The 13,340-nt window shown below is 36.7% G+C and carries 11 protein-coding genes, 7 tRNA genes, 2 rRNA genes and 1 other annotated feature; all 20 genes read left to right on the top strand.

Annotated features, from left to right (window positions below):
* A 23S ribosomal RNA gene (locus BMW29_RS07300) occupies positions 1–101 on the top strand; the annotation flags it as partial.
* Positions 102–215: 114 nt separating this feature from the next.
* A 5S ribosomal RNA gene (rrf, locus tag BMW29_RS07295) occupies positions 216–331 on the top strand.
* Between the two features lie 9 nt (positions 332–340).
* A tRNA-Val gene (locus BMW29_RS07290) sits at positions 341–416 on the top strand.
* 1 nt (position 417) lies between these two features.
* Positions 418–490 (top strand) — tRNA-Lys (locus BMW29_RS07285).
* Between the two features lie 138 nt (positions 491–628).
* Positions 629–701 (top strand) — tRNA-Thr (locus BMW29_RS07280).
* A gap of 117 nt (positions 702–818) precedes the next feature.
* Positions 819–890: transfer RNA gene (locus tag BMW29_RS07275), tRNA-Gly, on the top strand.
* Positions 891–946: 56 nt separating this feature from the next.
* Positions 947–1,035 (top strand) — tRNA-Leu (locus BMW29_RS07270).
* A 184-nt stretch (positions 1,036–1,219) separates the two neighbouring features.
* Positions 1,220–1,293: transfer RNA gene (locus BMW29_RS07265), tRNA-Arg, on the top strand.
* A 37-nt stretch (positions 1,294–1,330) separates the two neighbouring features.
* Positions 1,331–1,404, top strand: a tRNA-Pro gene (locus BMW29_RS07260).
* 201 nt (positions 1,405–1,605) lie between these two features.
* Positions 1,606–2,121 carry a hypothetical protein gene (locus BMW29_RS07255; protein WP_092651917.1) on the top strand — a complete coding sequence of 172 codons (516 nt, stop codon included), beginning with the start codon at positions 1,606–1,608 and terminating at the stop codon, positions 2,119–2,121.
* Positions 2,111–2,347 (top strand): hypothetical protein, encoded by a 237-nt coding sequence (locus BMW29_RS07250; RefSeq protein ID WP_092651915.1) that lies wholly within the window; start codon positions 2,111–2,113, stop codon positions 2,345–2,347. The genes BMW29_RS07255 and BMW29_RS07250 overlap by 11 nt, the downstream gene beginning before the upstream one ends.
* 192 nt (positions 2,348–2,539) lie before the next feature.
* A complete protein-coding gene (locus tag BMW29_RS07245; RefSeq protein WP_092651927.1) occupies positions 2,540–2,989 on the top strand; it encodes a CtsR family transcriptional regulator in 450 nt (149 codons plus the stop codon).
* 14 nt (positions 2,990–3,003) lie between these two features.
* A complete protein-coding gene (locus BMW29_RS07240) occupies positions 3,004–5,484 on the top strand; it encodes an ATP-dependent Clp protease ATP-binding subunit (RefSeq protein WP_092651913.1) in 2,481 nt (826 codons plus the stop codon).
* Positions 5,485–5,822: 338 nt separating this feature from the next.
* A complete protein-coding gene (gene radA, locus BMW29_RS07235; protein ID WP_425431594.1) occupies positions 5,823–7,130 on the top strand; it encodes a DNA repair protein RadA in 1,308 nt (435 codons plus the stop codon).
* A gap of 71 nt (positions 7,131–7,201) precedes the next feature.
* A complete protein-coding gene (locus BMW29_RS07230; protein ID WP_092651909.1) occupies positions 7,202–8,299 on the top strand; it encodes a PIN/TRAM domain-containing protein in 1,098 nt (365 codons plus the stop codon).
* Between the two features lie 11 nt (positions 8,300–8,310).
* Complete coding sequence (ispD, locus tag BMW29_RS07225; protein ID WP_092651907.1) at positions 8,311–9,018, top strand: 2-C-methyl-D-erythritol 4-phosphate cytidylyltransferase; 708 nt, start codon at positions 8,311–8,313, stop codon at positions 9,016–9,018.
* Between the two features lies 1 nt (position 9,019).
* Positions 9,020–9,496 (top strand): 2-C-methyl-D-erythritol 2,4-cyclodiphosphate synthase, encoded by a 477-nt coding sequence (gene ispF, locus BMW29_RS07220; RefSeq protein WP_092651905.1) that lies wholly within the window; start codon positions 9,020–9,022, stop codon positions 9,494–9,496.
* A 28-nt stretch (positions 9,497–9,524) separates the two neighbouring features.
* A complete protein-coding gene (gene gltX / locus BMW29_RS07215) occupies positions 9,525–10,997 on the top strand; it encodes a glutamate--tRNA ligase (RefSeq protein WP_092651903.1) in 1,473 nt (490 codons plus the stop codon).
* Positions 10,998–11,224: a binding site (T-box leader), on the top strand.
* Between the two features lie 60 nt (positions 11,225–11,284).
* A complete protein-coding gene (epsC, locus tag BMW29_RS07210) occupies positions 11,285–11,950 on the top strand; it encodes a serine O-acetyltransferase EpsC (protein WP_092651901.1) in 666 nt (221 codons plus the stop codon).
* Positions 11,934–13,340, top strand: a complete 1,407-nt coding sequence (gene cysS, locus BMW29_RS07205; RefSeq protein WP_092651899.1) for a cysteine--tRNA ligase — start codon at positions 11,934–11,936, stop codon at positions 13,338–13,340. The genes epsC and cysS overlap by 17 nt, the downstream gene beginning before the upstream one ends.

Raw genomic sequence — 13,340 nt, 5'->3', positions numbered from 1 at the left:
GCAAGTAAGACCCCTGAGAGAAGATCAGGTTGATAGGTTGGAAGTGGAAGTGCAGCGATGTATGGAGCGGACCAATACTAATAGGTCGAGGACTTAACCAAGTAATAAATGGTGAAGAAGATAAAAACTTGATGATACAAATTGTTTCAATACCAGTTTTGAGAGAATAAAGGTAGCACGTAAGTGATACGAAACATCTCTTAAACATTAAATAGTGTGGTGGCGATGGCAAGAAGGATACACCTGTTCCCATGCCGAACACAGAAGTTAAGCTTCTTAGCGCCGATAGTAGTTGAGGGTTTCCCTCTGCGAGGGTAGGACGTTGCCACGCGAATTTAATGGAGGTTTAGCTCAGCTGGGAGAGCATCTGCCTTACAAGCAGAGGGTCAGCGGTTCGATCCCGTTAACCTCCACCATGAGCCGTTAGCTCAGTTGGTAGAGCATCTGACTTTTAATCAGAGGGTCGCAGGTTCGAACCCTGCACGGCTCATCCAAAAAAGATAAGATAACAAGCGAAGTTTTGCTATCTTGTCTTTTTTACCTTTTGAACTAGAGAATCTATAGAAAAGATATTGCTATTCTAGCAGTGATATACTATAATTAGTTCGTTGGTGTAATTCATTATTTAGCCGGCTTAGCTCAGTTGGTAGAGCAACTGATTTGTAATCAGTAGGTCGAGGGTTCGACTCCTTTAGCCGGCATTATTACTTTGAAATATTGTGCTTAGCAATTGAAAAATTGACAGAGTAGCTATTGAGAAGTACAAAGCGAATATAAGTGAAACTTTGTTTCCATGTAAATACGCTTTAATTTTTTTTGCGGAAGTAGTTCAGTGGTAGAACATCACCTTGCCAAGGTGGGGGTCGCGAGTTCGAACCTCGTCTTCCGCTTTTCTTAAAAAGAGAATATGATGCCAGGATTTGGAAACAAATTCAAGCACCTTTTAGCCGGGGTGGCGGAACTGGCAGACGCACAGGACTTAAAATCCTGCGGTGGGTGACCACCGTGCCGGTTCGATTCCGGCCCTCGGCACCATTATTTTAAAACACTATGTTTGGCAATTGAAAAATGCCAGAATAGATGTTGAAAAGTACGAAGCAGATGGAAACATCTGACTTTGAACCTTATTATCACTACAATGCCAATTGACAAAGTAGCTGATGCGAAGTACAATGAAGTTGTTCCATTTGTTGTAGCTTTTAAAATTTAATGTGATTACGCACCCATAGCTCAACTGGATAGAGTACTTGACTACGAATCAAGCGGTTAGAGGTTCGACTCCTCTTGGGTGCATTTCTTTTTTTTTGAAGAAAAATAGTTTGAATGTCCACGGGAAGTAGCTCAGCTTGGTAGAGCACTTGGTTTGGGACCAAGGGGTCGCAGGTTCGAATCCTGTCTTCCCGATTCATTATAACCAAATTGAAACGTCTAAACATTAGACGTTTTTTTGTTGCATATTTTAAGTGGTTTCAAAATACAAATAAGCTAGATAGTCATTATTTGAAGTATCTCAATTAACTTATGCTTTTTGCATAAGATATGACTATGGTTTTCAAGCATAATTTGATTGTAAGGTATAGCAAATGATGAAGGAGAGTAACAGCTATGAGACGATTAAAAAACTTAGGTATATTAGGCTTTATTACATTATTATCACTAGTGATGGTTGCTTGTGGATCAGCATCAAACAGTTCTGATAAGGAAGAAAAAAGTGCTGGTAAGGAAACAGAGGAGACACCAAAAGATCAATTGGTGGATTTGGCAATAGGATCTTCAGTAACAATTAATGAGGTTACAATCACTGTTAATTCTGTAGAAGATGGTCCAGAAGCATCTGGTTCTCCAACCTATGAAGTAAATGTGACTTATGAAAATAATAGTGATAAAAGTATGAATGCAAGTCCCTATGATTGGACAACAGTTCTAAATACTGGTTCAGATAAAGCTCATGTAGGTGGTAAAAGCTTTCATACAACCTCTATAGCTAAAGGTAAGGAATGGACTGGTGTGGTTACCTTATGGAAAGGCCAAGCTCCGGAAAAGATTAAATTTGAGTCATCCTTTTTAAATGTTGGTGGCGAAGATCATCAAGTAACATGGGTAGTAAATGATGAAGAATAGGAAAATATATAAGCTATTAACCATCCTAGGTGCCTGCTTTTTGTTTTTAGGAATGCCGATTAACAGATTGTATATTGGCAATACAAAGGGAATACTTAAGAGATGCCTCACTTTAAATTATTTATTTTTTGGTGCTTGGAGTGATTTATTTTATATGGATAAGACATTTGATGAAGCCATGACAAGTCGTGGTTTTGTGAATACTACTAGACGCTCAAATGAATAAAAACGCTATCTAAATAACCCTCATAGCAATTTATTTAAAATCATTAAAACAGCAATTTCTTTGCTGTTTTTTTGTTATTTTTACTGTTTTATTTAAATCTAAACATAATCAATGGTAATCTGCAAGAATTTCTCGTATAATAATAGTCAGTATTAGTCAAAAAAATTCGAAGGAGTGAAACAAGTGAAAAATATGTCAGATATCATTGAAGCTTATCTTAAACAAGTCTTGAGTCAGGATGAGCAAATTGAAATCAAAAGAAATGAAATTGCTGACCAATTCAAATGTGTTCCTTCTCAAATAAATTATGTTATCAATACACGTTTTACCATTGAGAAAGGTTACCTTGTTGAAAGTAAGCGTGGTGGTGGTGGCTATATTCGAATTGCCAAAGTAAAGCTATTAGATGATGTAGAAATTATTGATGCTTTAATTGATCTCATTGGTACAAGTATTTCTTATAATGATGCCTATTCACTTATTTCCAGACTCTATGAAGATGAAATTATCTCAAAAAGAGAAGGAACATTGATGCTTGCGGCAATCGATAAACAAACATTAGCAATTGAAGAACCAAGAGCATGTATTTTACGTGCATGCATTCTTAAATCATTATTTAAAAATCTAAAGTATGAAGAATAGAGAGGTAGAAGCCTATGTTTGAATTTACAGAGAGTGCAGAAACCGTGTTAATGTTAGCACAAATGGAAGCAAAACAATTTAGACACCATGCAGTAGGAACAGAGCATATCTTGCTAGCATTAGTTATTGACCAAAATGGAATTGCAGGAAAAACACTTCGTCAGTTTTCGATTAATGAAGTATCTATTCGTGAGGAAATCGAACATTTTACTGGCTATGGAACAATGAATCGTTTGCCTCAGAATGGCATGTTACCTTATTCTCCAAGAGTGAAGCAGGTTTTAACCTTTGCTGCAGATGAAGCTCGTCGTTTTGGTGCGCCACTAATTGGAACGGAGCATATGCTCTTGGGACTATTACGAGAAGAAGAAGTCTTGGCTTCAAAAATTTTAGAAAACCTAGATGTGAATTTAAATAAAACACGTCAATTGTTATTACAAAAATTAGGTGTGACAGAAACTCGTAATAAAGGCAAAAAAGGGAAAATGACTCCAATGAAAGCCACTCAAGGTGGGACACCAACACTGGATTCTTTAGCGAGAGATTTAACTGCCCAAGCAGCAGCTGGAAAATTAGATCCAATTGTTGGCCGTTCAAAAGAAATTCAACGATTGATTCAAGTGTTAAGTCGTAGAACAAAGAATAATCCGGTACTCATTGGAGAACCAGGTGTTGGTAAAACAGCAATTGCTGAAGGGTTAGCTCAAAAAATGATTGCGCATGAAGTACCTGAAGATATTGCAAAAAAACGTTTAATGATGCTAGATATGGGCTCAATGGTAGCTGGAACAAAATATCGTGGTGAATTTGAAGAGCGTATGAAAAAAGTGATTGAAGAAATTTACCAAGATGGTAATGTCATTTTGTTTATTGATGAATTGCATACCTTAATTGGTGCAGGCGGCGCTGAAGGTGCAATTGATGCTTCTAATATTTTAAAACCAGCACTCGCAAGAGGCGAGTTACAAACAATTGGTGCTACAACATTGGATGAGTATCAAAAATATATTGAAAAGGATTCAGCTTTAGAACGACGTTTTGCGCCAATTCAAATTGCAGAGCCAACAGATGAAGAAGCTGAAGAAATTTTATTTGGCTTACGTTCAAAATATGAAGAACATCATGGTGTTACCATTACTGATGAAGCAGTGAAAGCAGCTGTAACCCTTTCTTCTAGGTATATATCTGACCGTCAATTACCAGATAAAGCTATTGATTTAATTGATGAATCAGCAGCTAAAGTTCGTTTAGATGCAACTGGCAAACCAACTAAAATTGCAACAAAGCAAGCAGAATTATTAGCGATTATTCAAGAAAAAGAAGCAGAAATTCAACAACAGAACTTTGAAAAGGCTGCCCTACTTCGTACAAAAGAAATGAAATTAGGCAAAAAAATTGTTCAATTAATTGAAAAAGAGCAGAAAACAGAAAAAGGCTTAGGCTTAAGTGTTGTTGAAGAAGATGTTGCTGAAGTGACTGCTCTTTGGACAGGTATACCAGTGAAACAACTTAGTCAAAAAGAGAGTAGCCGTTTGATGAATCTAGAAAAAATCTTACATGATCGTGTCGTTGGACAAGAAGAAGCTGTTGTTGCTTTAGCAAAAGCTGTGAGACGTTCAAGAAGTGGCTTGAAAGATCCAAACCGTCCAATTGGTTCATTTATGTTTTTAGGGCCTACAGGTGTTGGGAAAACGGAATTAGCGAAAGCACTAGCTGAAGCTGTCTTTGGAGATGAAGAAGCCTTAATTCGCATTGATATGTCTGAATTTATGGAACGTCATAGCACAAGTCGATTGGTTGGGTCTCCTCCAGGTTATGTAGGCTATGATGAAGGTGGACAATTAACAGAAAAAATTCGTCAAAAACCTTACTCTGTCATTTTGTTAGATGAAATAGAAAAAGCACATCCAGATGTGTTTAATTTGTTATTACAAGTTTTAGATGATGGTCATTTGACAGACTCTAAAGGACGTAAAGTCGACTTTAAAAATACGGTGTTAATTATGACTTCTAATGTTGGTGCAACAGCACTTCGTGAAGAAAAGTCAGTCGGTTTTAATGTGAAAGATGTGAGTCAAGATCAAGAAGCGATGAAAAAGAAAATTATGGAAGAATTGAAAAAAGCTTTCAGACCAGAATTCTTAAATCGTGTGGATGAAACAATTGTCTTCCATTCATTGAAAAAAGAAGAACTAGCCAAAATTGTGAAAATAATGGCAAAAAATATGGTACAACGCCTAGCTGAAAAAGATATTCATGTGAAAATTACACCAGCGGCAATTGAAGTGATTGCTAAAGAAGGCTTTGATCCTGAATATGGTGCAAGACCTTTAAGAAGAGCGCTACAAAAAGAAGTGGAAGATCGTCTGAGTGAAGCTTTGATTATGGGGGATGTAACCATTGGGGATACTGTAACCATTGGTGCGAAGCAAGGAAAGATCACAATACAAGTGAAAAATTTTGAAGCAAAAAAAGAAATGGTTAAAACGAAGTAAAGAAACAGATAAAAAGATCAGAACCATTTGTTTTGGTCTTTTTTATCATTGAATCATAAAAAACTGAAAATTGTATACTCATAATTAGTTTAGTTCTAAGAGAGAAATTAATAAAAAAGAAAACTTTAATGAGAATGAATGATTTTTGCGAAGTTTTTTTATAAGAGTTTCTTAAACATCTGATTTTTTACGGCAAAACCATCAAAAAATAGAAAAGTTATGGTAAAATAAACAAGATACTATACAAAAGAATAATTTTGTTAGGGGGATGAGGATTGGCTAAGAAAAAAGCGGCAAAATATGTCTGCCAAGCATGTGGCTATGAATCTCCAAAATGGATGGGGAAATGTCCTAACTGTGGTGCTTGGAACCAAATGATGGAAGAACTTGATACAGGTGTTGGCAATCGTCGCACCATGGTAAATATACAAGGAAAAGCTTCAAAAGCAGAAGCAATCACTGATATTAAAGTCACACATGAAGACCGTGTGAAAACGAAACTAGAAGAATTAAACCGCGTTCTTGGCGGTGGTGTAGTACCTGGCTCACTTGTTTTAATCGGTGGAGATCCAGGAATTGGAAAATCAACTTTACTATTACAGGTTTCAGGACAGCTAAATTCTAAAGGCAAAGTTTTATATGTTTCCGGTGAAGAAAGTGCACAGCAAATCAAAATGCGTGCAGACCGTTTAGGGGTAAAAGGAACAGACTTTTACATTTATCCAGAAACAGATATGGGAGCTATTCGAAATACGATTGAGAAGCTACAGCCAGAATTTGTGATTATTGATTCTATTCAAACGATGAATCAGCCAGATATGACGAATGTAGCAGGTAGTGTTGCTCAAGTGAGAGAAAGTACGGCTGACTTAATGCGGATTGCCAAGAGTAATGATATTGCGATTTTTATTGTTGGACATGTCACCAAAGAAGGTGCCATTGCTGGACCGCGTATGTTAGAGCATATGGTAGATACCGTGCTTTATTTTGAAGGGGAGCGTCATCATACCTTTAGAATTCTACGTGCTGTGAAAAATCGCTTTGGTTCAACCAATGAAATTGGTATTTTCGAGATGCGTGAAGGTGGCTTAGTAGAGGTTCAAAATCCATCTGAGGTTTTTCTTGATGAACGTTTATCTGGGGCAACGGGATCAGCTGTTGTAGCAGCTATGGAAGGCTCTAGACCGATTTTAGTAGAAGTCCAATCTTTGATTGCACCAACCACTTTTGGGAATGCTAAAAGAACGGCTAGTGGGCTAGATTATAATCGTGTTTCGTTAATTTTAGCTGTATTAGAAAAAAGAGCAGGCTTACTTTTACAAAATCAGGATGCCTATTTAAAAGCAGCTGGTGGTGTAAAATTAGATGAGCCAGCAATTGATTTGGCGATTGCCGTTAGTATTGCCTCTAGTTACCGAGAAAAGGAAACCAATCAAGCAGATTGTTTTATTGGTGAAATTGGGTTAACTGGTGAAATCAGACGAGTGAGCCGAATTGATCAGCGTGTACAGGAAGCTGCCAAGTTAGGTTTTAAACGTGTCTTTATTCCTCAAAATAATAAAAATGGTTGGACGCATCCCAAAGGCATAGAAGTCATTGGTGTGGCAACTGTTTCAGAAGCATTAATGAAAGCATTTAAACAATAAAACAACTGGAAGTTGAAGCCAGTTATTGATGAATTGGCTTCAACTCATCTAGAAATAAAGGAGGAATTTATTTGAAAAAACGAGTAATTCCCGCAATATTCGGTGTAATAGGCGGAAGCATTGGGGCAGTATTTTTGCCTAGTTTATGGGATATGTTAAATATACAAAATGATATTGTTTCTAATGGATTTACAAATGCCTTGTTTGGTGCACTTATATTCTTTTTATTATCTTTAGCGTTTGTAAAACCTTTTGAACGTGCAATTAAAAAAATGGAATTATATTTGAGCCAGCAAAGTACAACCTTCCTTTTATTTGGGACACTAGGTATCATTTTAGGCTTGATTGTTGCTTGGTTAGTCGCGATTCCACTTTCTAACTTGAGTATTCCAGTAGTAAGTGATTTATTGCCAATTCTTTTATCCTTAACTTTTGGTTATTTAGGCTTCCGTATTGGTACAACTAAACGAGAAGAATGGCGCAAATTATTACAACCTAAAGTGAAGAAAAGTACAGATGGTGAAATGCTAGAGCGTAAAGCAGATGTTCATTTCCGTAATTACAAAATTTTAGATACAAGTGTGATTATTGATGGACGTATCTATGATATTGCTAAAACGGGATTTATCGAAGGAACATTGCTTATTCCTACTTTTGTCTTGGAAGAATTGCAATATATCGCAGATTCCGCAGATAGCTTAAAACGTGTTCGTGGTCGTCGTGGGTTAGATATTTTAAATAATCTACAAAAAGAAGATGGTATTGCTGTTGATATGTATGAAGGTGATTTTGAAGATATTGCAGAAGTTGATAGTAAATTGATTAAACTGGCTAAAGTGTTAGATGGTGTTGTGGTTACCAATGACTATAACTTAAACAAAGTCAGTGAGTTTCATAATGTACCAGTTTTAAATATAAATGAGTTAGCTAATGCAGTAAAACCTGTTGTAATTCCTGGCGAGAAAATGACAATTATGGTTGTGAAGGCTGGTAAAGAGCATAAGCAAGGGGTCGCCTATTTAGATGATGGGACCATGATTGTTGTAGAAGATGGACAATATTACATGAATCAAACGATTGAGGTTGTTGTGACAAGTGCATTGCAAACTGCAGCAGGCCGTATGATTTTTGCAAAACCTGTTCATGCATCAAGAGGGATTAAAGAATAGGAGCGGTTCTCATGGAATATGAGCTGATATTGCTGGCAGCTGGACAAGGGAAGCGTATGAATGCTTCAAAAAATAAAGTCTTATTACACTTATTAGGTGAACATGTGATTGAATATGCATTAAATTTATTTGTATCAGATGCAAATTGTAAACAAATTATATTGGTAGCAAAAGCAGCTGAATGTGAAGAGCTTCAACAGATGATCGCTAAAAACAAACATTACCGAGTAGCACCAATTAAAGTAGTTGCAGGTGGCGATGAACGACAAGATAGTGTTTATAATGGTCTTTACCATGTACAAGATCCTTCAAGAATTGTGATGATTCATGATGGCGCTAGACCCTTTATTGAACAAGAATTTGTCCAGCGACTCTATCAAAAAGCAATTGAAACAGGCGCTGCTATCTTGGGTGTTCCTGTGAAGGATACTATTAAAAAAGTAGAAAATGGCGTGGTTGTGGAAACTGTTTCGCGAGAGCATTTATGGCAAATTCAAACACCGCAAGCTTTTCAATTTGATTTGATTATGAAAGCACACCAAAAAGCCAAAATGGATGGATTTTTTGGAACAGATGATGCCTCCTTAGTGGAATATTATGGTGCACCCGTTTATATGGTTGGTGGTAGCTATGATAATATTAAGCTAACAACACCAGATGATATGGTCATTGCAGAAGCGATTTTATCCCAAAGAAAAAAATGGAGAGGACGCAAATAAGATGATACGAATTGGACAGGGTTATGATGTACATCAATTAGTTGAAGGTCGAGACTGTATTATTGGTGGCGTGAAACTGCCTTATGAAAAAGGTTTATTAGGCCATTCAGATGCGGATGTGTTACTACATGCGATTACAGATGCTCTTTTGGGCGCCGCAGGTAAAGGGGATATTGGTCATTTTTTCCCAGATACAGATCCAGCCTTTGAAGGAGCTGATTCTAGAGCCTTATTAAGAGAGGTTTGGTCAGTTTTATCAGAAGAAGGCTATCAAATTGGGAACATTGATTGTACAATAGTAGCAGAGAGACCAAAAATGGTTCCTTATTTAGAAGCTATGAAGCAACATATCGCTGAAGATTGCCAAACAACGATTAAAGCGATTAATTTAAAAGCAACAACTTCTGAAAAAATGGGTTTTGTTGGTAGAGAAGAAGGAATTGCCGCAATGTGTGTTGCGTTAATTGAAAAAAAGTAATTCATTAAAGGAAAAGAGGAGTAAAATTATGACGAAAAAAGTTCGAGTGCGTTATGCCCCAAGTCCTACTGGACATTTACACATTGGAAATGCGCGTACTGCATTATTCAATTATTTATTTGCACGCCACCATGGTGGAGATTTTATTCTACGTATTGAAGATACAGATGCAAAAAGAAATATTGAAAATGGAGAAGCTAGTCAGAAAGAAAACTTAAAATGGCTAGGTATCGAATGGCAAGAAGGCCCAGATAATCCAGGAGAATATGGTCCTTACCGTCAGTCTGAACGAAGTGAAATCTATCAACCTTTAGTAGAACAATTACTAGCTAGTAATCGCGCATATAAATGTTATTGTACGGAAGAAGAATTAGAAGCAGAAAGAGAAGCACAAAAAGCGCGTAGTGAGATGCCTCACTATGGTGGGAAATGTGCACATCTTTCACCGGCTGAACAAGCTGAAAAAGAAGCTGCTGGAATTGAACCAGTGATTCGTTTCCGTGTACCAAAAGATGCCACTTATACTTTTAATGATATTGTTAAAGGGGCAATCAGTTTTGAAGCAAGTAGTATTGGTGGCGATTTCGTGATTATGAAGCGTGATGGCATGCCAACTTATAACTTTGCTGTTGCTGTGGATGATCATTATATGGATATTACACATGTTCTTCGTGGGGATGACCATATTGCGAACACACCAAAACAATTAATGGTATATGAAGCATTTGGCTGGAATCCACCAGAATTTGGTCATATGACTTTGATTATTAATAGCGAAACAGGGAAAAAATTAAGTAAGCGTGATGAAAGTATTCTACAATTTATTGAACAATATAAAGACTTAGGCTATTTACCAGAAGCGATGTTTAACTTTATTGCTTTATTAGGCTGGTCACCAGTTGGAGAAGATGAAATCTTTAGTAAAGATGAATTCATTAAAATGTTTGACCCTGAGCGTTTAAGCAAATCACCAGCTGCTTTTGATAATAAAAAGCTAGAATGGATTAACAATCAATATGTGAAACAAACCAATCTTGATACCTTAACAGATTTATGCTTGAAACATCTGATTGAAGCTGGTAGAGTAGAAGACAATCCATCAGCAGAAAAAATTGAATGGGTAAAACAAGTTGTTCGTTTATATCATGAGCAAATGAGTTATGCAGAAGAAATTGTTTCACTTTCAAGTTTATTCTTCTTAGAAGCACCTGAATTAGACGTGGTTGCTAAAGAAGTCTTAGCTGGTGAGGATGTACCTAAAGTACTAGGTGCTTTCTATAAAGTATTAGATCAAATTGAAGTTTTTGATGCGGCAAGTATTAAAGCCGGTATTAAAGAAGTTCAAAAAGAAACAGGGATTAAAGGGAAGAACCTATTTATGCCAATTCGTGTTGCTGCAACTGGGCAATCACATGGTCCTGAATTAGGGGAAACAATTGAACTATTAGGTCGCGAAAAAGCAAAAGCACATATTGCTGCTGCAATTGAAGACTTAGCATAAAAAAAGACGTTGAAAAGAAGAAGTAAATGATTGGATGAAATCAAAGAGAGTCTGTCCTTGGTGAAAGCAGATATTTCATTCCCATTGAAATGCCTCTTGGAGTCGTAAGAGCGAAATTCAAATGAATGAGTAGCTTTTATCGTGTAGCATTCGTTATCATGCTATGGAGTGATAATGATGCGTTCATTATCAGAAAAAAAGTGGAACCACGTGAAAGCGTCTTTTGTATAGTCAATTATACAAAGGGCGTTTTTATTTTCATTTTTTGAAAGGAGGAAGAAGCAAAGATGAGATTATTTCCAAGATTACGAGAAGATATTGCAGCCATTCGGGAACATGATCCAGCAGCAAGAAGCTTGATTGAAGTATTGATGACGTATCCTGGTTTGTATGCTTTATGGGCACATCGTATTGAGCATTTTTTCTATCGTCATCATTGGTACTTTTTTTCTAAATTATTAGCAACAATTACGCGCTTTCTAACAGGAATAGAGATTCATCCAGGGGCAAAAATTGGTCGGGGTGTATTTATTGATCATGGAATGGGCTTAGTGATTGGGGAAACAGCAGTGGTAGGAAATCATGTGGTGTTATTTCATGGCGTCACACTTGGTGGAACAGGAAAAGATCTGGGAAAAAGACATCCTACATTAGAAGACAATGTCTTTGTTTCTGCTCAGGTACAAGTGTTAGGTCCGATTACAATTGGTAAAAATACAAAAATTGGGGCTGCTTCAGTGGTTTTACATTCTTTACCTGCAAATGCAACGGCAGTAGGCATTCCTGCTGAAATTGTTAAACTAGATGGACAGCGAGTAAATAAAGAAGTCAGCAGTACACCAGCAGCGAAAGAAGAGCGAGCAGATGATATTAAAGGTTTACACAAAGAAGTTGCAGACTTACACAAAATCATTGAAGAAATGAAGGAGGAACAACATGATTCAAATTTATAATACCTTAACAAGAGAAAAAGAAGCATTTATTCCAATTGAAGAAAATAAAGTTCGGATGTATGTATGTGGTCCAACGGTCTATAATTATATTCACATAGGCAATGCTAGAAGTACCGTTGCTTTTGATACGATTCGTCGCTACTTTGAGTTTAGAGGTTATGAGGTCAACTATGTCTCTAATTTCACAGATGTTGACGATAAAATCATTCGCGTAGCCAAAGAATTGGAAATGACCGCACCAGATGTGGCCAACCGCTTTATTGAAGCTTTTTATCAGGACACTGAAGTATTGGGTGTCAAAAAAGCAACATGTAATCCACGGGTAATGGAAAATATTCCAGAAATTATTGCATTTATTGAAGCGCTTATCGAAAAAGAGTATGCTTATATTTCAGCTGGAGATGTTTATTATCGAACTAGAAAATTTGAAGGCTATGGAAAATTAAGCGATCAGTCTATTGATGAGCTAGAGACAGGTGCGAGCAATCGTTTAAATGATATGGAAGCCAGTAAAAAAGAAGATCCTTTAGATTTTGCCTTATGGAAAGCAAGTAAGGAAGGCGAAATTTCTTGGGAAGCACCTTGGGGAAGTGGTCGTCCAGGCTGGCATATTGAGTGTTCTGTTATGGCGACAAAATATTTAGGTGATACAATTGATATTCATGGCGGTGGTCAAGATTTAACCTTCCCTCATCATGAAAATGAAATTGCACAAAGTGAAGCTAAAACAGGCCATCCATTTGCTCATTATTGGATGCATAATGGTTTTGTTACCATGGATGATGAAAAAATGAGTAAATCTCTTGGTAATTTTGTCCTGGTTCATGATATGGTAAAGGAAATAGATCCACAAGTATTGCGGTTCTTTATGGCAACAACCCAATACCGTAGACCCATTAAATATAGTGAAGGTACTATTGAAGATGCAAAAAATAATTTGAATAAATTGAAGATTGCTTATGATAATCTTCATTATCGATTGGCAGATGCTGAAGAACAATTAGCAACAGATCAAACCTTTTTGGATAAAATTGAACACTTGCAAGCAGCTTTCATCACAGAAATGGATGATGACTTTAATACAGCAAATGGTATGACTGTCATGTATGAATTTGCTAAGATGTTAAACTTATATAGCGAAGAAACAGTTGTTTCTAAAGTAGTGATTACAAAGATGCTTGAGATATATCAGAATTTATTAGCGATTTTTGGTATCCAAGTTGGGGCAGAAGAGTTATTAGATGATAAGATTGAAGAATTGATTCAAGAAAGAAATGATGCACGAGCAAATAAAAACTTTGCAAGAAGCGATGAAATTCGAGATTTACTAAAAGAGCAAGGGATTTTGCTAGATGATACACCACAAGGAACAAGATGGAGACGAGGATAA

It is taken from the genome of Isobaculum melis (genome assembly GCF_900111355.1).
GTDB classification, from domain to species: Bacteria; Bacillota; Bacilli; order Lactobacillales; family Carnobacteriaceae; genus Isobaculum; species Isobaculum melis.
This window is presented reverse-complemented; position numbering and strand designations above follow the sequence as displayed.